Origin of the sequence: Spirosoma liriopis (assembly GCF_023196085.1) — a bacterium.
Classification (GTDB): Bacteria; Bacteroidota; Bacteroidia; order Cytophagales; family Spirosomataceae; genus Spirosoma; species Spirosoma oryzicola.
Genome location: NZ_JALPRF010000001.1, coordinates 592,974 through 615,675 on the forward strand (window position 1 = coordinate 592,974; position 22,702 = coordinate 615,675).

Sequence of the window (22,702 nt, forward strand, 5' to 3'; positions counted from 1 at the left end):
TGGCTATTTATAACGCCTTTTCACCCATTAAATGCTTTACCCAAATACACTAGAACAAAAACTCGGGTTTGACACCATTCGTCAACATCTCAAAGACGCCTGCGTCAGTCAGTTAGGCCAGGATTACGTTGAGAAGATTCGATTTACGGACAACGCTCAACTAATCGATAAGCTGCTACGACAAACCGATGAGTTTAAGCAGATTGTCCAGTACGAACCTGAATTTCCAAGCAGTAATTATATTGACGTTCGGCCCCACCTGAACCGCGCCCGCGTTGAAGGTCTCGCCTTGACGGAAGCCGAATTTTTCGATCTAAAACTGGCGCTGAGGACCATTCAGGACTGTCTGAAATTTCTCGCCAAACGGGAAGAAAACAACGCCCATGCTGACCGTAGCTTCCCGTTCCTGCGTGAATTGGCCGGTCCGATAGGTGTCGATAAAAATTTAACAAACGCCCTGGAACGGGTCATCGATGATCGGGGTCTTGTCCGCGACTCGGCTTCGCCCGAACTGGCCAGCATCCGTCGCCGTATTATTAGTGAGCAGGCCAACCTGCGCAAACGGCTCGACAGCATTTTGCGGCAAGCCCGCCAGAACGGCTGGATCCCGGATGATTTAAGCTTAACCATTCGGGGTGGACGGTTGGTGATTCCGATTGCCGCTGAACACAAGCGCAAGATCAAGGGATTTGTGCATGATGAGTCGCAAACGGGACAAACCGTGTTTCTCGAACCAGCTGAAGTTTTCGACGCGAACAACGAAATCCGGGAACTTGAGTACGAAGAACGGCGCGAAATCCACCGGATTCTGCTCGCACTGACGGATCAAATTCGTCCACATCTGGACGAACTCAGGAAAGCCGTAAACTTTCTGGCCCAGATTGACTTCATCCGGGCGAAGGCAAAGCTGGCGGTTCAACTGGATGCTATCATGCCGAAGCTTATGGAGCGACCATTCGTAAACTGGATTGACGCCCGGCATCCGCTGTTGCACTTATCCTTCCAGAAGCAGGGAAAAACGGTCATACCGTTAAGCGTTCGCCTTGAGGAAAAAACACGAATTCTGATCATTTCCGGTCCCAACGCGGGTGGTAAGTCGGTAGCGCTGAAAACCATTGGCCTGGTACAGTACATGCTCCAGTGCGGATTGCTGGTTCCGATGGCGGACTACTCCGAGATGGGCGTTTTTCAGAACCTATTCATTGACATTGGCGACGAACAATCGCTCGAAAATGACCTGAGTACCTACTCGTCGCACCTGACGGCGATGAAGCAGTTTGTAATTGGCTCCAACAAACGGACTTTGTTTCTGATTGACGAATTTGGGACGGGTACGGAGCCGGGTTTGGGCGGAGCAATTGCGGAGTCGATCCTGGAAGAATTAAATAAGTCGGGGGCTTACGGAGTCATCAATACGCACTACACCAACCTGAAAGTCTTTGCCGACAAAACGTCGGGATTGATCAACGGAGCGATGCGCTTCGACGGCGAAAATCTGGAACCGCTCTACCAGCTGGAAATTGGTCGTCCGGGTAGTTCGTTTGCCTTCGAAATTGCGCAGAAGATCGGCTTACCCAAAGGCGTAATCGACCGGGCAAAAGAGAAGCTGGGCAATCAGCAGGTAAACTTCGAGAAGCTGTTAAAAGAGCTGGATATTGAAAAGCGTGTGTTCTCGGAGAGAAACTTGGAGATAAGCATCAATCAGCGGAAACTGGCTCAACAACTGGCTGAATATACGGCGCTGAAAACCCGGCTTGACAACGAACAGAAACTCTTGATCAATAACGCCAAACTGAAAGCAAAAGCGTTGGTTCAGGAAGCGAATCAACGGATCGAGAGCACAATTCGTGAGATCAAGGAAAATAAGGCCGAACGCGAAGCAACCCGACAGGTTCGGCAGGATTTGGAGCAGTTTGAGCAGAAAGAGCTAAAGCCCGAAATGCTTGTTGCGGATAAACCCAAACCGGCAGAAGAAGAATTTGAAGCCGACAATGGGGCAATTACGGTCGGTAGCTACGTACGCATTGCCGGACAGAATGCGGTGGGTCAAGTCCTATCGTTGCGCGGTAAAGATGCCGAAATTCGCATCGGTGATCTGAAGTCGAACGTGAAAGTGAATCGGCTGGAAAAGGTAAGCAAGAAAGCCTTCAAAGACGCGACTGAAACGAAAGATGACCGCCCGCGTAGTCAGGGGCTGGATATGAACGAGAAGATGCAGCACTTTAGCTTCAACCTCGACATCCGGGGCAAGCGGGGCGAAGAAGCCCTCGGCGAAGTAGACCGTTTTGTCGATGATGCGCTGATGCTCGGTTATCCCGAACTGCGCATTGTTCACGGCAAAGGCGACGGTATTCTTCGGACGCTCGTACGGAATCACCTGCGTGGTTACAAGCAAGTTGGTAAGATGGAAGACGAACACGCCGACCGCGGTGGCGCGGGCGTAACCATCGTCCGAATGAAATAGAAGCAAGAATATCGCTTTTTTTATCTGAGGCTTCTCTCGTGAAGTCGGGTTTTAAACCCCGACTTCACGAGAGAAGAAATGCTGCCGATGGTATTGAAGATACTCAATGCCAACAACATGGCTCTTGTGATTATAAAGTTTACCCTTCACCCCCAGTAGGCTCAAATCATCAGCTATGCTAAACCCGCCAAAGTCAAACATGACATGATGGTTTGGACACAGGCACAGCAAATTAGTTAACACATCGGGGCCATCATGGGGCCGCCCTAATGGTCGGATGTGAGCCGCTTCGGCGTAGGGACCGATGTTTGTTTCGATTGTATGCTGACAAACCTGACAATGATAGCCATACAGTTCTTTAATAAACCGGCTTAGTTGGCTGTCGCGCACGATTCTAGACACACTTGTATCGACCCGCTGCGTTTGTCCGTAGGTGGGTTGCTCTTCCGAAACCTGGTTAGCATCCGATAACGGTTTGATCTTGATCAGCCGAAATCGCCAGACGAAAAAACCGGACAATCCTTTCTCTCGCCAGTAACTGTCTACCCGATACAAGCCATCATACCGGTACCCCACCGAAGGAGAATACGGCGAATTATGGTTGTAGCCTCGAATGACTCTGACCGGTAGCCCTCGCTGACAGTTAAGCGCTAAGGCTAGATTCTGTCGGCTGAGGGTCTGATCGCTCACCTGTAAGCCCGTCACCTGGCTTCTCCCGCCATGCCCCGTGTATATAATTTCGTCGCCATTGTCTTCGTCGTCCTCGTAACCGCCAGACAATACAATCGAGTCCGCGCCTTCAGTCTGCGAGCCGCTTATTCCCGCTTGCAGAGGGCGATGTATGCCGTACTGGGAAAGGTAAAAGCGGTTTTCAAACTCACTTCCTTCGGGTATCCCCGTGATTTCACCGAAAATGCGATCCATAGCGTGAGTATATGACAAATGCCGAAGTAATCACCCCGGCATTTGACACGTGGAGTCGGGTTCTCAAACCCGACTCCACCTTTACAAAAAATCAAACCTACAACCCGAGCACTTTCTTGTTGAAGTTCTCGTCGGCACCCGTTCCAGCGAAATCATCGAAAGCTCGTTCGGTTACGCGGATGATGTGACTCTCGATGAACGGTGCACCTTCGGCAGCGCCCTGTTCAGGATGTTTTATGGCACACTCCCACTCCAGTACCGCCCACCGGTCGTAGTCGTACTGCGCTAGTTTGGAGAAGATACCGGAGAAATCAACCTGTCCATCGCCCAGCGAACGGAACCGTCCGGCCCGCTCAACCCAGCCCTGATAACCGCCGTACACACCCTGCTTACCCGTTGGATTGAACTCAGCATCCTTAACGTGATACGCAAAAATACGCTCGTGGTAGAAATCAATGAACTGAAGGTAATCCAGTTGTTGTAACACGAAGTGGCTTGGGTCGTAGTTGATACCCGCCCGTGGATGGTTGTTGACGTGTTCCAGAAACATCTCAAACGTAACGCCATCGTGCAGATCTTCACCCGGATGCAACTCATAAGCGACATCGATACCCGCTTCGTCGTAGGCGTTCAGGATGGGTGTCCAGCGCTCGGCCAACTCTTTGAAACCCGTTTCTACCAGACCAGCCGGACGCTGCGGCCACGGATAAATAAACGGCCACAGCAAGGCTCCCGAGAAGGTGGGGCTTACTTTCAGACCCAGGTTTTTACTAGCCTTGGCAGTCATCAGCAACTGATCAACCGCCCAGGCTTGTTGCTCTTTCGGTCTGCCGGCCAGTTCGGCGGGGCCAAATCCATCGAACATAGGTCCGTAAGCCGGATGAACCGCTACCAATTGTCCTTGCAGGTGCGTAGCCAGTTCGGTTACTTCTACACCAATTTCTCTGAGTTTACCCGCGTAATCGTCGCAGTAGGTTTTGCTCTCCGACGCCTGTTTCAGGTCGATCATCCGAGGGTCCCAGGTCGGAATCTGTACACCTTTATAGCCGAGATCGGCCATGTATTTGGCAATTGACTCCAACGAGTTGAAGGGTTCGGCATCGCCCAGGAACTGAGCCAGAAAGATGCCAGGGCCTTTCATTGTTTTCATGTCTTATTGAGTGAATTAGTGATTGAGTAATTGAGTGACCCTTTTTAGCTAGTACCCGTGTTGTTCCGCGCTTTCGCCACTATTTTTAATAACTGGTGTCCCTCATCGATTAAACTACTCAACCGTGTTTCTGACAAAATTTCAGTAAAAATGAGCATTTCAAGCCAAAACAGCGATTCATCTAATTCTTCGACAACTATGCTAAGTTTAGCAAAGAATTCATTTTTACTACGAGCACGTCTTACGGCTCGGTAGTTAGCTGCGGATGACGACGAACTACGGACTAATTGCTTCCCAAAGTGTTGCGCTTCGTATGATCGAGGCAATGCTCTAAAAACTTGAACACAGCGAAACGTATACATTTTCAGGCGGTTTTCTATGCCATCGGCAAACTCACCTTTATCGAATCGCTGTGTATCTATATTGCTCAGAGCTTAACGATTACTCATTCACACAATCACTCAATAGTAACCCACGCCTGTTTGCGGTTGCTTTCCAGGATTTTCTCGCAGATAAGCAGTTCGCGGTAGCCGTCGGCAAAGGTCGGGAAGGTTGGGTTTTCGGGTTGTTTACCGGCAGCAATGGCGTCGTAAACTTCTTTGAACAACTGCTTCGAGGTATCGGGGAAACCTTCGTTGTGACCACCGGGGAAACTGATTACCGACCGAGCTTCGGCGTGCATCAGCGATGGATCGCGCATGAGCGACTGGTTCGCTCCGTCGCGGTTACCGATCCACATCTCGTTGGGCGCTTCCGAATTCCAGGCAAACGTTTGCTTCGATCCGGCAATCTCCAGCTTCATCTGATTCTTACGACCCGCCGACACCTGCGATACCGTGATGACGCCCCGGTTACCGTTGTCAAACTTCAGCAACACGTTGGCGTGGTCTTCCGTATTGATGGGGACATCCGCGTAGTCTTCGGGTTGCAGCATCTTGCCCGAATAGGTTTCCACCGGCTTCAATGGCTTCTTACGAACTTTGTGGACCGTATTGAAGTCGGCCATTACCGCTACCGTTTTCAGCCCTGTGATGTACTCCAGACTATCCATCAGGTGCGAACCAATATCGGCAATCGCCCGCGAATCGCCCGACTTGTCGGGTTCGAGCCGCCAGTTGTAGTCGGTATCGTAGAAAAGCCAGTCCTGCAAATACGAACCGATCACGGAATAGACGTCTCCCAGATCGTTTTTCTCCCGCATTGCCTTCATCTGACGAACCAGCGGATAGTAGCGAAGATTGAAATGAACCGCATTGACCAGCCCGGTTTCTTTCGCCAGTTTTACCAGTTCTTCGGCTTCGTGTAAATCTTTCGCCAGGGGTTTTTCACACACCACGTGCTTACCCGCTTCCAGAGCCGCTTTCGACTGCTGGTAATGCAGAAAGTTTGGCGTACAGATATGGACTACCTGGATATCATCCATGGCCAGCAGTTCTTCAAACGTGCACGAACGTTCAATACCTAGTTGATCCGCTTTCTGACGAGCGAGTTCAGCAGTTACCTCACAAAGAGCAAGGACATTCGTGTTTGGTAAGCGACGGAGGGCTTCGATGTGTGCGGGTCCGATGAATCCAGTGCCAACAACACCAACATTAATTTTTTGCATGATCAGGGGTTTGTCGCCCGGACGGCCACGTCCGGGCAATGTAGCGTATCTAAAATCCAGACGTGGCCGTCCAGACTGGCTGCCGAGCAGCTATTTTACTGCACAAACTTCGTCCATTTTTCGTCCGACTTCGACGAGGCAATAACGGTATCGATAAAAGCCAGGCCCCGAACACCGTCTGCCACGCTTGGAAAGTCATAAACCGGATCGGCCGGGCGACCTTCCATGTGCGCTTTCACGGCATAAGCGAAGTTGCGATAGATATTCGCGAATGCTTCAAAGAATCCTTCGGGGTGGCCCGCTGGCAACCGCCAGTGCGCTTTCGCGGATGCTGATAGATCGCCTACGTTCGTGCGGATGATGCGCTGCCCTTCCTGCGTCTTGTACTTGAGCGTGTTGGGATCCATCTGATGCCACTCCAGGCCACCCAGTTCACCGTACACAAATAGCTTCAGTGAGTTTTCTTCACCATTCGCAATCTGGCTGGCATGCAGAACACCTTTCGCTCCATTGTCGAAACGCAGTAGTACGTTGCCGTCGTCGTCGAGCTGGCGACCCGGTACAAAGGCACTCAGGTCGGCACAAAGCTCGCTTATTTTCAGACCGGTAACGTATTCGGCCAGGTTTTCCGCGTGCGTCCCGATATCACCCATACAGCCAGCGGCTCCCGACTTGGTAGGGTCCGTCCGCCAGATTGCCTGTTTGTAGTTATTGTCTTCTTCTTTCTTCGACAGCCATCCCTGCGGATATTCAACCACCACTTTCCGAATCTGGCCTAATTTTCCGTTACGGACCATGTCGCGGGCTTCTTTCACCATCGGATAGCCCGTATAGTTGTGCGTCAATCCAAAAACCAAGCCTGACTTTTCAACGATTTCTTTCAGTTCTTTCGCTTCCTCCAGATTCAGCGTCATCGGCTTATCGCAGATAACGTGAAAGCCATTTTCGAGCGCCATCTTAGCGGGCGGGAAGTGCAGGTGATTTGGCGTTACGATAGACACAAAATCCATCCGCTCGCCTTCGGGCAACGTTTTTTCGCGTTCGATCATTTCTTCAAACGAGGTATAAACGCGGTCTTCGGGTAAGTAGAGCGCATGGCCGGTCGCTTTCGATTTTTCGGCTGATGCGCTGAAAACGCCACACACCAGTTCAATTTCGTTATCAAAACCTGCCGCCCGGCGGTGAACGGCGCCAATGAAGGCATCAAGCCCTCCGCCAACCATACCCATTCGCAATTTTCTGTGCATCAGTGTTCGAGTTGAGTGTTCGTTAAGGATAATTTACGATTGATCATGAGCGTTTTGGTTACAGAGTATTTGCACGAGCCTGCCGCCAACAGACTCGGCCACAACAGAATGTAAAAAAGAATGGTGAGCTTGGTACTATGTCAAGCCTGACAATGGAGGAACCTACTCGCTTTTTCACGACCGGAAATTAGCGGTTTTCTATTATTTTTCGGAAATTTTGCATAAATACGACTATCCAGCGGGGAGTTTATGCCGCCGAATGTCTTTAGAAAACTATTGAATAAAGAGAATTCAGGCTCCGAAAAGTCATGCAATAGACATGTTTCCAAAGCCCCTTCTTTGTTCTTCTCAACTGCATTAACCCGTTTAACTCTTTAACGAATTACTAATTTTTAATCCCCTTCTTTCAAAAAATGGACCTGACCATTAATCGTTCGCGACTGTTCAACGCCAGTTGCTTCTCGCTTATCACGACCGCTATGGCGTTTGCTATTCGAGCCGGTGTGCTGACCCAGCTCGGGCAGGAGTTCAACCTGACCGCCGAACAGCTGGGCTTCGTCAACGCAATGGCTTTCCTGGGCTTTCCAATTGCTATGATTTTTGGGGGTCCTTTATACAACGTGATTGGCCCTAAACGCATCGTTTGGGTTGCTTTTGTAACGCACGTCATCGGGCTGGTGATGACGATTACAGCCGATGGTTACTGGACTTTGCTTCTTTCAACGTTCTTCGTTGGCTTTGGTAACGGAACAGTTGAAGCGGCCTGTAACCCGATGATTGCCGATATGTACGAAGGCAACGTGAAAATCAAAATGCTCAGCCGTTTCCACATGTGGTTTCCGGGCGGTATCGTGATCGGAACCTTGGTGTCGAAGTTCATGACCGATGCGGGCCTGGGCTGGCAGTATCAAATTGGCTCGATCCTGATTCCTGCCGTGATCTACGCGCTTATGTTCCTGGGTCAGCAGTTTCCGGCCAACAAAGTGGAAGGAGCCGCATCGACTGGTGCTAACCTGAAGGCAATGTTCTCTCCGCTGTATCTGTTTATGCTGGCTTGCATGGCCCTAACGGCTATTTCGGAGTTCGGTCCAGAGCAGTGGGTTGGCCCGATTTTGGGTAAAGCAGGGGCTAGCCCGATGCTTATTCTGGCGTTGGTAACGGGTTTAATGGCCGTAGGGCGGTATTTCGCTGGTCCGGTTGTGCATAACCTGAACCCGATGGGCGTACTACTTGGCTCGTCTATTTTTGCCGCGCTAGGTGTTTACCTGATGAGTACGGCAACGGGTCCAATGGTGTATGTTTCGGCGGTCATTTTTGCGATTGGCGTTTGTTATTTCTGGCCAACCATGATTGGTTTTGTTGCTGAATACATCCCACGCGCTGGTGCATTTGGTATGTCGATCATGGGTGGTATGGGCATGTTTGCTTCATCTATTTTCCAACCGGTTATTGGTAAGTGGCTGGATGCGGAAACCGCAGAAGCAAAAGGTCGTGGTCTTTCGGGTGATGCAATGGAACTAGCGGCTGGTCAGGCGACCTTGTCGCACATGGTTATTTTCCCCGTTATCCTCATTGTTGCGTTCAGCGGTCTTTACTTCTTCATGCGGAACCGCAAGCCGGGTCATGTTGACGAAACGTTGGTAGCTGAGCAGCCTCAACTGTAAGTTTATACCGTAAGTTATCCCTTATTGAAAAGCTCCGTCGCTAATTCAGCGCGGAGCTTTTTGTTTACAAACTTATCTCTTAAGTATGATTTTTCATTAATATGTTACTGCAAATTAGAATTATCCGATCAAGTATGGAATTATGTTTCCTATTCGCCTAACTACCTCATTAAAAGTCAATTAAGCAGTAAAATCAGCCAGAGCACTAAGTATATTTACGCGGTATTACGCATGCTAGCCAGAAGAATTTGACCGTTCATACCGTGGCCTTACTCGACGCTTACACCCAACCCCTGACTGCCGCCCAAGTTGCTCATCTGATCCGGCGAACAACGTTTGGTCCTACTCCCGAACAGATTAAAACCAACACGGGCAAAACAGCAAGTCAGCTCTTATCCGCGCTTTTAGCCGACCAGCCGACTCCATCTCCACCGCTCGATGCAGTTACCGCAACAACCTTTCACGATCAGCCATTCGACATGACAAATGCCGGGAAACGCACCGGTTATGTCAAATCCTGGTGGGCCAATCTGATGCTTGGTCAACCGCTGTCGTTGTTGGAAAAAATGACGTTGTTCTGGTCAAACCATTTCGTGACCAACACCGCCACGGTCGATGACTACCGCTACTCGTACCGGTATAATACGCTGTTACGTCAGTACGCTCTGGGCAACTTTAAAGCATTCGCCATAGCGATTACGCAGGACCCGGCGATGCTTCGTTTCCTGAACGGCAATCAGAATGTAGTTGGGAAAGCAAACGAAAACTACGCCCGCGAGCTACAGGAGCTGTTTACCATCGGTCGTAACGGTGGCTATACCGAAGATGACGTTCGCGCAGCGGCCAAGGTGCTGACGGGTTGGGTCGATACCGGCTACCGCGATGCCACGAATGCTACATTCAGCAGTACGTTTCAGCCAAACCGGCACGATACAACCGCCAAATCCTTTTCGACTACTTACCGGAATACCGTTATCAAAGGAAGAGCGGGTGCAAACGCAGGGCTGGATGAGCTGAACGATCTACTTGACATGATTCTGCTCAATGCCGAAACACCCCGGTACATCTGCCGTCGGCTTTATCGCTGGTTTGTCAACTCGGACATTACACCGACCATCGAAACCAATGTTATTCAACCGTTGGGCGATCTGTTCAGGAAAAATAATTTCGAGATCAAACCCGTATTGCGGACCCTGTTTCAAAGCCAGCATTTCTTTGACGAAAGCATCCGGGGGGCTGTTATCAAATCGCCGACCGACCTGGTTGTGGGAACGCTACGGTTTTGGGGTGTGTCAGTTCCCGACCCAAAACAGGCGATAACGACCTTTTATCAGGTAGGTAATTATGCATACGCTCGGCTTAAAGAGCAGCAACAGGACCTTCTCGATCCACCGAACGTTTTCGGCTGGACAGCTTATTATCAGACCGGCTACTACCAGCAATGGATCAACTCAACAACGCTGGGCTTGCGGGGTAGTTTCAGCGATACATTGACAACAGGTAATTTGAAACTAGCGGGCAAGCCCGTCATTGATGTGCTCGCTTATGCCAAATCGCTGTCGGACCCGACCAATGCGGGTAAACTGGTCGATGACATGACCACGCATTTACTGGCGGTTTCACTTTCTCAGGCTCAGAAAGATTTTCTGACGGACACAGTTCTGCTCAGTTCGATTCCTCGCTACGAATGGACGGGCGAATGGAACGATTACGTCCGAAACCCGAACGATACGGCTAAGAAACAGGCCGTTCAACTGAAGCTAACGAATCTGCTCCAGTACATTTTTCGCATGGCCGAGTATCAGATTGCCTGATAGCCTATCGAACTCAGAACTCTCTACCGGCTTTTTGCCGCATCTACGCTAACTCATCCTACTCTGAATTGAATGAAACGTCGTCATTTTTTGCAGCATGCCGCTTCGTCGCTGCTCCTGCCGGTTTTGATCGATGGCTATGGAGCAAAAGCATTTGCCAAGCCGTCCTCGTTTATACGGTCAATGATCAGTCTGGCTAGTCAGACCGACCGGGTACTGGTGATCATTCAGCTTCAGGGTGGTAACGATGGGTTGAACACCGTTATTCCGCTCGATCAGATGAGTGTGTATTCGTCATCGTCGTTTCGCGGCAACATTGCCATTCCCGAAGGGAAGGCGCTAAAGTTAAAAAACTATGCAGGCACGGGGCTGCATCCGGCCATGAGCGGTATGCAGCAGCTCTTCAACGATGGGAGAATGAGTATCATTCAGGGCGTGTCGTACCCTACCCCTAACTTTTCGCATTTTCGGGCGAGCGATATCTGGATGACCGCCGTCGATTCCAATCAGACAGCTACGTCGGGCTGGACGGGCCGTTACCTCAATAGTCGGTACCCGAATTTTCCGGAAGCCTACCCATCCAAAGCCATGCCCGACCCACCGGCTATCCAGATCGGCTACGTCACAGCAACAACCTTACTTGGTCCAAGCAATTCGATGGCGCTGGTACTCCAGGACCCTGATACGTTTGCCCGGCTGGTGGGCGAGCGCCCGAACAGCCCATCCGGTAGCGAGTCGGGCTACGCTGGTCAACAGCTTGATTATATCCGCCAACAGCAGGCAAGTTCGGTTAGCTACGCCAGCCAAATCAAGAATGCCGCTGGAAAAGGAAAGAATCTAGCGACTTACCCGACCGGCAATTCATTAAGCGATCAGCTGAAGATCGTGGCGCGGTTGATCAGCGGAGGATTACAAACCAAAGTTTATTACGTTACCCTGGGCGGCTTTGATACGCACGCCAGTCAGGTCGACGCCAACGACACCACCACAGGCACGCACGCCAAATTGCTCAAAACCCTGTCCGATGCAATCCTGGCCTTTCAGACGGATCTGGAAAAGCTGAACGTTGAAGACCGAGTCGTTGGCATGACGTTTTCGGAGTTTGGCCGCCGGGCTATGTCGAACGGCAGTCGCGGTACCGATCACGGAACGTCGGCTCCTATGTTTGTGTTCGGTACCGCCATTCGAACGCCAATGATCGGTAAAAACCCGAATCTGAGTGATTTGGACAACAACAACTTGAAAATGCAAACGGATTTTCGGCAAGTCTACGCGGCTGTTCTGACGGACTGGTTTGGCACTGACAATGCTACGGAAACGGCTACGCTTTTTCGGGACTTTTCGGTTTCTCCGATCTTCCGATCCTCCAGCACCGCCGTCGATACAAGTCCGCAAACCGTAAACCTGTATCCAAACCCGGCATCAGCAGATGTGACCCTGGAAGCCGATAATATCAGTAAAGGCTTACAAACAATCGCATTAACAGACGTTCAGGGCCGTTTGCAGTTACTCAACCCAACCCTGGTGATGCCGAACAGTGTCCACTTCGATGTGAGTACGCTAGCCGCCGGAAGCTACGTAGTCCAGGTTGCTACCGAACGGGGTACGTTGACCAAACGACTGATCATCGCTCGCTAAGCTGTTGGAAGCACCAAATTTGAAGCCTGTTCCCTGCTTCTGGTAATGGCACGGAACAGGCTGACGATTATTTGAGTTTTTTTAGATCATCCAGCGTTCCTCGAACGGTGGCCATCATCTTGCTGTTTTTAAACATCGGATTATCGCTTTTGTCGGCAATCTTACAACTGAAGTTAACCAGATAGGGCGTGTCCTTTTTGTCGAAAAGCATCTTCGGCAGCACGCTTAGCGTCTTACCCGGCTTGGAGGTTACGGGAAACACGACGGGCGTGGTAGCCTGGGCTTTAATGACAACAGGCTCCGGTTGATAGCCATCGGCAATCTGTTTCCCATCAATCATGACGGTATAACGCGTGTCCGTGAAATTGATCGGAAACTTATTTTTATTGGTTATGCTCACTTTAGCGGCTACGTCCATCCGCTTCAACCCAAACTTTCCGAGGTCAATATCGTCGATTTTGATTTTTGGAATGTATACCGTCGGTAATCGCCGTTCCATCGTTGCAGCAAAGGTTTTTTCACCGACGATGGGTACATCAAGCACAAAGCTGGACCGGACTTTATACGTTGTACTATCAATTCCTTTCTCCTCCAGCGTTTTCAGCACTCGCACTAATTTCTTGTTCAGCATTTTAACCGGCATCATAACCACGGTACTATCCCCGGACTTGACCTCAATTGGTTTTTTGTAGGAGTCGGCAATCACGGGCGTATTGGCAATGTAAACCGTGTAATCAAGCTGGTGTGCCTTAAAGCCTACGGGCAATGGATTGTCGATCAGCATGTACATGTTCATGGTGATGGCATCGTCGCTGATGTCCGTTATATCAAACCGGCTAAGCTCTATGCGAGGTTTAAGGGTGTTGTCATAAGGGCCGTTTTCAGCGGCAGCATTGCTTTTAAGTCTACTGTACCAGATATAGGCACCGGCTGCACCGATCAACAACAGGGCCAGGGCAATAATCCATCCTTTTTTCATAACGTGTCGCGCGTATTGTAAGAAGACGTAACGACGTGCTTATAAGGACTGTTTGAATTAAATAGCCTAGTTCACAACTTGCCCTTAATGACTGCTTTGTCATACAAGCTACTCATCTTTTTTGCCCGGCAAAGAGTATAGATTGATCTTTTTATTCTTAACCAGATACCAAACTCTACTCGCTGTCACATGAGAAAATTTTCGATCATTCTGGCTCTTGCACTAGCTGGGCTGTTCATGAATCTAACGGTTCGACCAAGCGCCGACGGCTGGGTCAGCATTTTTGATGGGAAGACCCTTAACGGCTGGAAGGTTACCGAAGAAAGCCCCAGTACGTTCAGTGTTCAGGACGGCGCCATTGTGGTTGCGGGTCCCCGCGCTCACTTATTCTACGAAGGTCCCGTCGGCAACCACAATTTCAAGAATTTTGAGTGGAAAGCTCAGGTTAAAACAATGCCCGGTTCTAACTCAGGCATGTTTATTCACACAGCTTACCAACCATCAGGCTGGCCTTCACAAGGCTACGAAATTCAGGTGAATCAGACGCATACCGACTGGCGCAAAACGGGTAGCGTTTATGGCCTCCAAGATGTGAAACAGGTTTTTGTGAAAGACGATGAATGGTATACCGAGCACATCATCGTACAAGGCAAAAAAGTAACCATCAAACTCAACGACAAAACGATCAATGAGTACATGGAACCTGACAGCGTTAGCCAGGGTAAGTCTATGAAAAAACTAAGCAGTGGTACGGTTGCGCTGCAAGGACATGACCCAAAAAGCAAAGTGTACTTCAAAGACATCCAGCTGAAAGTTTTACCGGATTAGTTTGTATTGACGTCGGAATACGCAAACGGGCCAGTAGGGAAGCTTCCTTATTGGCCCGTTTGCTTGTTGTACCCCTTTCCTATTCTCTACTCTTGGTTTGACCAGCGGAGTATACGCTACAAGTCATTATCGCGCATATGGAGTCTAAGCGCACAACAAGCAGCGTATTTGTTAACCATTTCTTTCTATTTAGTGCGTGGGCAAATTGTTTTCCTCGCTGCTTACACGGCTTATTTTTTTCAAAAGGGCAAACAAGAAATTAGTAATCATTCGCTGGTAAAACTATCGCTGCCTTTTTGAGTTGTAATTGCATACAATTCATTACAACATTATGAAGCATTTTGAAACCCTGACTGAAGCAATGGAGGACCTGCGTAGCCGTGGTTATACGCACGAATTCGCTCCTAAAAAAGACTTTCTGGTCGAACAGAGCACCGAGACAAAATTACGTGGTGAAGAATTCGACGTTGATGAATTTCACCGCTTCGAAGGCACATCAGATCCCGGCGACGAAATGACGCTGTACGCTATCACCACGAATGGTGGCCTGAAAGGCGTGTTTGTCTCGGCGCAGGGAACCTACTCGAATGAGGTATCGTCCGAATTGATGGCGAAATTCAACATAACCGACCGCCGGGAAGTAAATACAGCCGGTTCGGTGGAGCCGCTGCCTCATTTGCCAGCCAGCGAATAATATTTTTCATTCATATTTGCAAGAAAACAACCCGGAACGTGTTAAATTTTCCGGGTTTTGCACTATATTTGCGGCCTTTACACAAAACGCGCTGTTCTTTTCCGTACTGATACGCCATGAAGTTATCCGAATTCAAATTTGATTTGCCCGACAGTTTAATTGCTAAATACCCAGTTGAACGGGGTGAGTCACGGTTAATGGTTGTTGACCGTAAAACCAAAACAATTGAGCACAAGCAGTTTTCGGATATGTTAAGCTATTTCGGCGACGGCGATGTGATGGTTATCAACAACACGAAAGTATTTCCGGCAAGATTATACGGTAATAAAGAAAAAACCGGGGCTAAAATCGAGGTTTTTCTGCTGCGCGAACTCAACCGCGAAATGAAGCTTTGGGACGTACTGGTCGATCCAGCCCGAAAAATTCGCGTTGGCAACAAACTTTATTTTGGCGACAGTGACCTCGTGGCCGAAGTAATCGACAATACAACCTCTCGTGGGCGGACCATCCGGTTCCTGTTTGACGGTAGCCACGAAGAGTTCATGAAAGCGGTGGATGAACTGGGCGAAACGCCCCTGCCGCGCGAAATCAAACGCGAAGCGGAACTTACTGACCGTGACCTTTACCAGACAGTTTTTGCTCAGCATGTAGGCGCTGTAGCCGCTCCAACGGCGGGTCTGCACTTTACCCGTGCTATGATGAAGCGTATGGAAATTAAAGGCATTCATTTTGCGCCTATCACGCTTCACGTTGGGTTGGGAACATTCCGTCAGGTAGACGTTGAGGACCTGACCAAACATAAAACCGATTCCGAAAATTATCGCATACCAGAGGATGCCGCTCAGATCGTCAATACCGCTCTTGACGGGGGCAAACGTGTGTGCGCTATCGGGACAACGTCGTTGAAAGCAATTGAATCATCCGTATCTGCCAACAGCCGGCTGAAACCGGTGGAAGGCTGGACTGACAAGTTTATTTTCCCCCCGTACGATTTCAAAATAGCCAATTCGCTGCTGACCAGTCTGCACCTGCCTGAGTCGATCCTGATCATGATGACGAGCGCTTTTGGTGGACACGAGCTAATCCGTCACGCGTACGAAGTAGCTATCAAAGAAAAGTATCGTTTCTTTAGCTACGGCGACGCCATGCTGATTCTGTAAGCCGATTGTTTATTGAGTCGTTCATTGATATGTATTTCTGAGGGGCTTTACGGCCCCTCTTTTCGTTATGGTTCAATCGTTTAGTGAGTCTCGCTTTGCCATCATCGTTGCGGGCGGTAGTGGCAGTCGGATGAAATCGGACGTACCGAAGCAGTTTCTGTTGTTAGGTGGTAAATCCATTCTTCAACGCACGGTCGAGCAATTTCTCGCTGTGTTGCCCGCTTCACATATCAGGCTGGTGCTGCCCGCCCGCGATCAGCTTATATGGACCAGCCTGTGCGATCAACACAATTTTCACTGCGACGTTCAGCTCGTTACGGGCGGAGCGACGCGGTTTCAATCCGTACGAAATGGCCTGAATGCGGTTTCAGCCGCCGAAGGGCTGGTGGCGGTTCATGATGGGGTCCGCCCGTTTATTACAACTGACATTATCAACCATAGCTTTGAAACAGCCGCCCGAACGGGATCTGCTGTCACCTGCGTACCCGTGAAGGATTCGGTACGCCTTGTCTCTTCGGATGGTAGTAGCCAGGCCGTTGACCGCAGCCAGTACCGATTGGTACAAACACCCCAGACATTCAGGCTGGATTTGTTTCGACAAGCGTTTACGGTTGATGAACAGCCATTTTTTACAGACTGCGCCAGCGTCATGGAACATGCCGGATTTCCGATTACGCTCATTGAAGGTTCTTACGAGAACATCAAAATTACGACGCCGGACGATCTGAAAGGGTTTTGATTTGGACTCAACCAGAACCACTGAAAAATTATGCGTAACCGACTTACTCCCGATCAGTACGCAAACGGTATTCTGGCTGGAGATCGGTTCCTGCTGAGTCGAGCGATCACGCTAATCGAAAGCCGACGGCCCGACGATCAGCAGTTGGCTCAGCAAGTCCTGACGGCTGTTCTAACGCAGACAAATAACTCCCCGGCTAAACCATCCCTTCGCATTGGTATTACAGGCGTACCGGGTGTTGGTAAAAGCACGTTCATCGAAACGCTGGGCAAGTACCTGACCAGTCAGGGACACCAACTGGCCGTACTAGCCGTTGACCCAACCAGCCAACGGTCGGGTGGCAGTTTATTAGGCGATAAAACGCGTATGGAAACGCTTTCGCTGGATCCTAAGGCTTACATTCGTCCCTCACCAGCGGGCGAATCGCTGGGCGGTGTGGCGCATCGTACGCGGGAAACAATGCTTCTCTGCGAAGCAGCTGGTTTTGATATTGTTCTGATCGAGACAGTCGGCGTGGGTCAATCGGAAACGGTTGTTCACGGTATGGTCGATTTTTTTCTGCTGCTGATGCTGGCCGGAGCGGGCGACGAACTTCAGGGTATGAAACGAGGCATCATGGAGTTAGCCGATATGCTGGCTATTACGAAGGCGGACGGGGTTAATACTGCGGCTGCTCAGCGGGCACAGGTCGATTATCAGAATGCGCTACACCTTTTCCCTCCCACCGGCACCGGTTGGTTTCCACCCGTATTAACCTGCTCAGCCCTAACGGGCACGGGGATTGATGACTTATGGCGGGCTATTCTCGACCATCAGCGGCTAACCACAGCGAGCGGGCATCACAAACAACGCAGACAGGAGCAGCAACTAGCCTGGTTTCGCGCTTTACTGCAACAAACGTTGGATCACCGTTTTTACGCTCAGTCGGGTATACGCGAACGACTCACGACTATCGAAGCACAGGTAAGAGCAGGTACACTACTCCCTGGTTCGGCAGTACGGGAACTGCTTGGCTAATCAGCACTCAGGAAACGGACCAGCTTAGCCGGATGCTTGTTGAACAAGCAAATGGTATCGATTGTCTCGTACCGTTCTCCTTGCAAGCTGGCAGAATCGGCGATGTAATAGGCGTTCGGTAGTTTACGGTTTGTTTTTCGCAAAATCTCACCCCTCAGAGCAGTGATATGAAACGAATTTACGTCGGCGGCTCCGCTGCTGTTGTCAATTGTTTCGCGGTAGCTATAGAGGGGATTACCCATCGTTTTACGGGCAATACGCTCCGATTCATTCTTGTAAAACTGCCGCGAGGCTAATCTGCCTGGTAACGTAATCCAGTTGATCCCAATGCGAACAACAACCATTACCAGCAACATACGGGCAAGTCGATTAGTTGTGTCCTGCCAGAGCCACCACGTACTAACGGCTAACAGCAAAAAAATCAGTGTAACCTTCCAAGTAATACCCTCAACACTATTGGTTTTCGGATGAAACAACGCTACCCAGCACCCAGCGGTAACGATCATTGCCGATCCCAGCCAAATGCGCTCGACCCATTTACGATCCATTTGAGTGGGTTCGCTCCGTTCGTAGTAGCAGTACGCGAGTACTGTGAATAAGAGTGGCAGTAAACCGATCAGGTAACGAGCGTACACCTGGGGTGACGACCAATACACAATTACGTTTGCCAGAAACACAACTGTATTAAACGCAATAAAAGGCTCCTGTCGTAGACGTTTGATGCTTCCTCGCCGAAACAGCAGAATGAGCAATAACAAGTATGGGACAAAATGATAAATCATTTCGAACGAAAATGTCAACAAGTGCAATAGCGTCTCTCCTATGCCAAATGTTACAACGGTCCGTTTAGCGCTTTCATCGAACAAAACGCTGGCTACGCTAGTCAGCGGAATGTGATTTCGGCTAAAATACGCAGCATAATAGCAACCCGTTATCAATAGGAATAAGCCTATACCGACAAAGTGAGCGGGGTGAAACAGCCGTCGAAACTGTCGAGTATAGATGAACCAGCTCAACAGTGTTAAACCTTGAAATACCACGGCTGGTAGCCCTTTTGTCAGAAAGCCAAGCGCAGTTAAAGCGTAGGTGCTCAAAAAAAGAGCCCAGTATTTTTGCCGACGATCAAAATGGTAGACGAGCATCATGGCTAGATAGGTGAGCCACGCAAAAGGAAAATCAATGGAGCTCCAGAGCGAGTCGTAAATCAACACCCGACCATTGGTTAAAACCATCATGGCCACGACAAAGGCTACCATCGTCGCCTTGTCGGCACGGACCGGCATATATCGACGGACGAAGCTAAACACCGTTACGCCGAACAGCAGTATAGAAACAACCATCGGCAATCGCAGCGTAAACGACGAATAATTACCGAAAAACCGACAAAACAATACGATAAACCAGTTGTAAAGTGGTGGTTTATTAAAGTACAGTTCTCCGTTGAGGGTTGGTGTGATGTAATCACCCGAAAGCATCATTTCAATAGCGACTAATGCCCGGCGTGGTTCATCTGAACTGGTATCAAGCGGTAAATAACCCAAATGCGACACCAACGCGACTAACAAAAGGCTCAGTGTTAGAGCAGGCCAGCCAATCAGATAGCTCAGCCAGGATCGATTGGTTACCGGAAATGAATTCAAAATAACATGTTGTCTATAGTTTAGACACAAAAAAAGGCGAACCGACGGTTCGCCCTACATTTTCTCGAAAATTAATTCCTACGAATTACCAAGCGTCCGGTCTGGTTCATCTTTTTGGGTGACGGGAATTTGACCTTCCAGCGTACTCCGATTCCAATCAGCGTCAGCTACTTTTTCAGATTCTGACAAACCAGCCTGATTTATTGGTTGCTGATAAGCCGTCATTGGGTTATTCTCGTCTGTAGATGCATCATCGGCATCCGGCGACAGTGGAGGCTGCCCCCATGAAGCGCGCTTTGATTCTTCGATATCAGCATCCGACGGACCATCACCCTCAGTGGACGCCCGTGCTTCGGCTTCCTGAATATCACCAGGTACATCAGTATCACGGCTCGATGCTACCCGAGATGGCAGATCGTTTTCCAGGTTTTTGTCGTTTAATTGAGCCAACTCTGGAGCAATGCCCATTGTGCTGTGCATTTGTTGGGCAGCATACGACTCTGTACTTTCTTTCCGACTATTGCTACTTACGCTCATAACGTTGTTGTTTATAAAGTTGATTGTGAATGCTCACATGATGTACGAAAGCATTGTATATTAAGCATTTATCGATCTACTCAGTATTCGGGCTGATTGTTTAAGTCCGTACCCGTCTGAGCAATATCATCCTCAGAGTTCTCTTCGGAGTTATCCTCAGTTTCTTCCTGCTCATTGTCGTTCTGCTCTTTGGCCTGCTCCTGCGCTTTGGGAACGCCTACCTGATCAGCAGATGCATAATCGTCTGGTCCATGCGTTGTAACGTCAACCATAGCCGTATTCGTCAAGGCTTTATCATTTGCGGCATTACTGGCTCCTTCGTCCGTTACTTCCATAGTGCTATTATCCATATCACCCATGCGAAGCACACCGTTTTTACCATCCATATCAGTACTGGCAACACCACGGTTGTTGCGGCCATCCTGGCCACCTCTGATTTGTACGCTATCAAGCCCGTTGGCAGAATCTTCTATTTCATCTCGGTTCCTGTTATCCTGTACACGCATGTCAACGTCAGCATCGTCAGTACCGAGTGGTCCTTCGGTTCGACCATTAATTTGTGCGTCGTCTCGCTTTACTTCTTTTGAGTCATCCTCCATGGCGTTGAGTGCTTATTATAGATAGAATAACTGGCGTTTTTACAAAAAGTTTAAGTCAATTTCGACTAGACATTTCTTTATTCATCCTGATAATCTTCTCAGCATATCTCAGTACGAATTGAATTATATCAATAGCAAATAGGGCTTCAGCCGGAACCATAAGCCCCGTCGCCGATTAATAAATACGTAAATTCTAGATCTCTAATAGGCTTATTAAATCATATGATATATTGGTATAATTATATCGTATCGAATCATTTTGCCCATCGCACGACAAGCTACCTTTTTATTTATTGGACGGTATGCAAACCTATTCTTCCTAGGGATTTCCTTTGTATATGGTTTCTAGTCCTTTATGGGAAAGAAAGCGTACAGAGTCTTTGATGAGAAATAATTTAATAGTTGGATAAAGCGTAATGCAGAAAATGGGTCGACATTGTTGACCCATTTTTTTTGTACAAAAAGAAAAGGGGCCATAGCCCCCTTCCTAAATTAACGATTCTGAGTACGATTATTTATCCCACCAAACACGCGAGCTCGTTTTATCGCCATTGGTCAATTTACCAATAGCCGCGTTATAAGCTGCCGTATTGAGCGTAGGCTCCGTGTTTGGATAGCCATACCGACGTGGTATCTGCTTGCTCTCATTTACTGCGTAGGGTGTAGGTTTCAGATCTGGGTAACCTGTACGACGCCATTCTATCCACGCTTCTGTACCATTTGGGTAAAGAGCAATCCAACGCTGATCCCCAATCTTAGCCAGGAAATCGGTTGTAGTTGGGGCTACTTTTGCACTGGTCGTGTAAGCAGCAAACTTAGTAGCATCATACACACCATATTGTTGCCACGAAGCCTGAATAGCGGCATTGTACGCCGTCGTTGCATCATCTGTAATCCATCCACGCACAGCCGCTTCAGCTTTGGCAAACAACATCTGCGATGCCGTGATAATGTAGCCCGGCTGCGTTTTAGCCAGGATTTTCGTACCAGGCGACGAAAACTCGTTAGCTCCTGTGTACTGAATCAACAGGTTACGGTTCAGACCATAAGGCAATCCAGCGTAGCTGCCCGATGGCGTTGGTGCAGCGTAAACCGGCAGACGCGGATCACTCAGATCTTTCAGCTTATTGACCAGTACATCACTAACTGCGTAGTCATTCCGACCATCAAACAGTGCGTTGTCTGGGTTACGGAACTGGTTTGCATCCGTAAACTGCACTAATGCGTTATCGGTGTTGGTGCTAATGTACCCAGCAGCATCCGTATAGGCTGCCGTAAACTCGGTTTTGGCCGTGGTTGGGTCTACCTTAACAATACGAAGCGCCATCAGCATCCGCATGGAGTTGGCAAACTTTTTCCATTTGGCGGCACTACCACTGAATATAATATCACCACTCGCAGTTGTACCGCTGTCAAACTGAGCAGATGCTTCTTTTAACTCCTTGAAAAGATCCGCGTAGATTGATTGCTGCGAATCATAGGTCACCTGTGTTTCCTGCTTCAGCGCATTGAAGTATGGAATATCACCCCAACGGTCCGTTGTTACCCAGAACATGTATGCTTTCAGGATACGAGCGATAGCCAGCTGGTTGTTATTCGAGCCGAACTGGGCAACGTATGCTTTTGTAGCCGGGTCAGAATTGTAATTAATGATCGTTTGCAGATCCTGCAACGTAACGGCATAATAGCGGCTCCAGTCGGAAAACGTTGTTGAATAGAGCGAGTTTTCCGGATACTGCGTCTGCGACCAATACTGCGCGAACAACCGTGGTTCAGGCGCCAAACTTGTTAAACGTCCAGCAACACCGTCAAGCAAAGCACCCGTTGCGGTTGTAGGTGGAACCCCCGTAATAGCTTCCGTCAGCAGAGCCGACGTAACCGGTGTAGAAGCAGCGTTCGGTGTCACGTTCTCGCTACCAAAATCACTGCAACTGGTCATGAAACCCAGGCATGTAAGTAGACTGAGTGCCAGAACTTTATTTTTTATCGTTGTCATTTGAAA

At 49.3% G+C, this 22,702-nt stretch carries 19 protein-coding genes; 9 read left to right on the plus strand and 10 right to left on the minus strand.

All coding sequences use genetic code 11. The features are described 5' to 3' along the window. The first annotated feature begins 31 nt into the window (after positions 1–31). Positions 32–2,464: an endonuclease MutS2 gene (locus M0L20_RS02485; RefSeq protein WP_248475482.1), complete on the plus strand. Its 2,433-nt coding sequence runs from the start codon at positions 32–34 to the stop codon at positions 2,462–2,464. Between the two features lie 51 nt (positions 2,465–2,515). Here the strand turns inward: M0L20_RS02485 and M0L20_RS02490 are convergent, their stop codons facing one another. The 5 genes from M0L20_RS02490 to M0L20_RS02510 form a co-directional block, all read right to left on the minus strand. Further along, positions 2,516–3,388 carry a YDG/SRA domain-containing protein gene (locus tag M0L20_RS02490; RefSeq protein ID WP_248475484.1) on the minus strand — a complete coding sequence of 291 codons (873 nt, stop codon included), beginning with the start codon at positions 3,386–3,388 and terminating at the stop codon, positions 2,516–2,518. A gap of 97 nt (positions 3,389–3,485) precedes the next feature. Next, entirely contained in the window at positions 3,486–4,538 is a 1,053-nt protein-coding gene (locus M0L20_RS02495; protein ID WP_248475486.1) for a sugar phosphate isomerase/epimerase family protein, read from the minus strand. 44 nt (positions 4,539–4,582) lie between these two features. Further along, complete coding sequence (locus tag M0L20_RS02500) at positions 4,583–4,900, minus strand: four helix bundle protein (protein WP_248475488.1); 318 nt, start codon at positions 4,898–4,900, stop codon at positions 4,583–4,585. 95 nt (positions 4,901–4,995) lie between these two features. Beyond that, on the minus strand, positions 4,996–6,144 hold the full coding sequence (locus tag M0L20_RS02505) for a Gfo/Idh/MocA family protein (RefSeq protein WP_232559248.1): 1,149 nt from the start codon (positions 6,142–6,144) through the stop codon (positions 4,996–4,998). A 95-nt stretch (positions 6,145–6,239) separates the two neighbouring features. After that, positions 6,240–7,373, minus strand: coding sequence for a Gfo/Idh/MocA family protein (locus tag M0L20_RS02510; protein WP_232562869.1), 1,134 nt, complete (start codon positions 7,371–7,373; stop codon positions 6,240–6,242). Positions 7,374–7,804: 431 nt separating this feature from the next. On the opposite strand from M0L20_RS02510, the gene M0L20_RS02515 reads away from it, so the two are divergent. From M0L20_RS02515 to M0L20_RS02525, 3 genes are all read left to right on the plus strand, one after another. Further along, complete coding sequence (locus tag M0L20_RS02515) at positions 7,805–9,055, plus strand: MFS transporter (RefSeq protein WP_232559249.1); 1,251 nt, start codon at positions 7,805–7,807, stop codon at positions 9,053–9,055. A 263-nt stretch (positions 9,056–9,318) separates the two neighbouring features. Continuing rightward, positions 9,319–10,869, plus strand: a complete 1,551-nt coding sequence (locus M0L20_RS02520) for a DUF1800 domain-containing protein (RefSeq protein ID WP_248475490.1) — start codon at positions 9,319–9,321, stop codon at positions 10,867–10,869. Between the two features lie 72 nt (positions 10,870–10,941). Next, positions 10,942–12,507 carry a DUF1501 domain-containing protein gene (locus M0L20_RS02525; RefSeq protein ID WP_248475492.1) on the plus strand — a complete coding sequence of 522 codons (1,566 nt, stop codon included), beginning with the start codon at positions 10,942–10,944 and terminating at the stop codon, positions 12,505–12,507. A 67-nt stretch (positions 12,508–12,574) separates the two neighbouring features. On the opposite strand, the gene M0L20_RS02530 is transcribed toward M0L20_RS02525, so the two are convergent. After that, positions 12,575–13,486, minus strand: a complete 912-nt coding sequence (locus M0L20_RS02530) for an LEA/WHy family protein (RefSeq protein ID WP_248475494.1) — start codon at positions 13,484–13,486, stop codon at positions 12,575–12,577. Positions 13,487–13,675: 189 nt separating this feature from the next. On the opposite strand from M0L20_RS02530, the gene M0L20_RS02535 reads away from it, so the two are divergent. The 5 genes from M0L20_RS02535 (at position 13,676) to meaB (ending at position 17,924) form a co-directional block, all read left to right on the plus strand. Further along, on the plus strand, positions 13,676–14,314 hold the full coding sequence (locus tag M0L20_RS02535) for a 3-keto-disaccharide hydrolase (RefSeq protein ID WP_425276911.1): 639 nt from the start codon (positions 13,676–13,678) through the stop codon (positions 14,312–14,314). Positions 14,315–14,645: 331 nt separating this feature from the next. Beyond that, positions 14,646–15,008 (plus strand): hypothetical protein, encoded by a 363-nt coding sequence (locus tag M0L20_RS02540; protein ID WP_232559253.1) that lies wholly within the window; start codon positions 14,646–14,648, stop codon positions 15,006–15,008. Positions 15,009–15,124: 116 nt separating this feature from the next. Then, the gene (gene queA / locus M0L20_RS02545; protein WP_232559254.1) at positions 15,125–16,168 is read left to right on the plus strand and encodes a tRNA preQ1(34) S-adenosylmethionine ribosyltransferase-isomerase QueA; all 1,044 of its coding nucleotides are present in this window, start codon (positions 15,125–15,127) and stop codon (positions 16,166–16,168) included. Positions 16,169–16,235: 67 nt separating this feature from the next. Next, positions 16,236–16,907 carry a 2-C-methyl-D-erythritol 4-phosphate cytidylyltransferase gene (locus M0L20_RS02550; RefSeq protein WP_248475495.1) on the plus strand — a complete coding sequence of 224 codons (672 nt, stop codon included), beginning with the start codon at positions 16,236–16,238 and terminating at the stop codon, positions 16,905–16,907. Positions 16,908–16,937: 30 nt separating this feature from the next. After that, on the plus strand, positions 16,938–17,924 hold the full coding sequence (gene meaB, locus M0L20_RS02555) for a methylmalonyl Co-A mutase-associated GTPase MeaB (RefSeq protein ID WP_248475497.1): 987 nt from the start codon (positions 16,938–16,940) through the stop codon (positions 17,922–17,924). Here meaB and M0L20_RS02560 read toward each other — a convergent pair. From M0L20_RS02560 to M0L20_RS02575, 4 genes are all read right to left on the minus strand, one after another. Then, positions 17,921–19,564, minus strand: a complete 1,644-nt coding sequence (locus M0L20_RS02560; protein ID WP_248475498.1) for an ArnT family glycosyltransferase — start codon at positions 19,562–19,564, stop codon at positions 17,921–17,923. The genes meaB and M0L20_RS02560 overlap by 4 nt on opposite strands. A 78-nt stretch (positions 19,565–19,642) precedes the next feature. Continuing rightward, a complete protein-coding gene (locus M0L20_RS02565) occupies positions 19,643–20,101 on the minus strand; it encodes a hypothetical protein (RefSeq protein ID WP_232559258.1) in 459 nt (152 codons plus the stop codon). A gap of 80 nt (positions 20,102–20,181) precedes the next feature. After that, entirely contained in the window at positions 20,182–20,700 is a 519-nt protein-coding gene (locus M0L20_RS02570) for a hypothetical protein (RefSeq protein ID WP_232559259.1), read from the minus strand. A gap of 511 nt (positions 20,701–21,211) precedes the next feature. Beyond that, positions 21,212–22,696: a SusD/RagB family nutrient-binding outer membrane lipoprotein gene (locus tag M0L20_RS02575; RefSeq protein WP_232559260.1), complete on the minus strand. Its 1,485-nt coding sequence runs from the start codon at positions 22,694–22,696 to the stop codon at positions 21,212–21,214. Positions 22,697–22,702: the final 6 nt, after the last annotated feature.

What these genes read in the sequence shown, in the direction of transcription:
- M0L20_RS02485 (WP_248475482.1), top strand. Translation starts at nt 32, where the DNA reads ATGCTTTACCCAAATACACTAGAACAAAAACTCGGGTTTGACACCATT.
- M0L20_RS02490 (WP_248475484.1), bottom strand. Translation starts at nt 3,388, where the DNA reads ATGGATCGCATTTTCGGTGAAATCACGGGGATACCCGAAGGAAGTGAG.
- M0L20_RS02495 (WP_248475486.1), bottom strand. Translation starts at nt 4,538, where the DNA reads ATGAAAACAATGAAAGGCCCTGGCATCTTTCTGGCTCAGTTCCTGGGC.
- M0L20_RS02500 (WP_248475488.1), bottom strand. Translation starts at nt 4,900, where the DNA reads ATGTATACGTTTCGCTGTGTTCAAGTTTTTAGAGCATTGCCTCGATCA.
- M0L20_RS02505 (WP_232559248.1), bottom strand. Translation starts at nt 6,144, where the DNA reads ATGCAAAAAATTAATGTTGGTGTTGTTGGCACTGGATTCATCGGACCC.
- M0L20_RS02510 (WP_232562869.1), bottom strand. Translation starts at nt 7,373, where the DNA reads ATGGGTATGGTTGGCGGAGGGCTTGATGCCTTCATTGGCGCCGTTCAC.
- M0L20_RS02515 (WP_232559249.1), top strand. Translation starts at nt 7,805, where the DNA reads ATGGACCTGACCATTAATCGTTCGCGACTGTTCAACGCCAGTTGCTTC.
- M0L20_RS02525 (WP_248475492.1), top strand. Translation starts at nt 10,942, where the DNA reads ATGAAACGTCGTCATTTTTTGCAGCATGCCGCTTCGTCGCTGCTCCTG.
- M0L20_RS02530 (WP_248475494.1), bottom strand. Translation starts at nt 13,486, where the DNA reads ATGAAAAAAGGATGGATTATTGCCCTGGCCCTGTTGTTGATCGGTGCA.
- M0L20_RS02535 (WP_425276911.1), top strand. Translation starts at nt 13,676, where the DNA reads ATGAGAAAATTTTCGATCATTCTGGCTCTTGCACTAGCTGGGCTGTTC.
- M0L20_RS02540 (WP_232559253.1), top strand. Translation starts at nt 14,646, where the DNA reads ATGAAGCATTTTGAAACCCTGACTGAAGCAATGGAGGACCTGCGTAGC.
- queA (WP_232559254.1), top strand. Translation starts at nt 15,125, where the DNA reads ATGAAGTTATCCGAATTCAAATTTGATTTGCCCGACAGTTTAATTGCT.
- M0L20_RS02550 (WP_248475495.1), top strand. Translation starts at nt 16,236, where the DNA reads ATGGTTCAATCGTTTAGTGAGTCTCGCTTTGCCATCATCGTTGCGGGC.
- meaB (WP_248475497.1), top strand. Translation starts at nt 16,938, where the DNA reads ATGCGTAACCGACTTACTCCCGATCAGTACGCAAACGGTATTCTGGCT.
- M0L20_RS02565 (WP_232559258.1), bottom strand. Translation starts at nt 20,101, where the DNA reads ATGAGCGTAAGTAGCAATAGTCGGAAAGAAAGTACAGAGTCGTATGCT.
- M0L20_RS02570 (WP_232559259.1), bottom strand. Translation starts at nt 20,700, where the DNA reads ATGGAGGATGACTCAAAAGAAGTAAAGCGAGACGACGCACAAATTAAT.
- M0L20_RS02575 (WP_232559260.1), bottom strand. Translation starts at nt 22,696, where the DNA reads ATGACAACGATAAAAAATAAAGTTCTGGCACTCAGTCTACTTACATGC.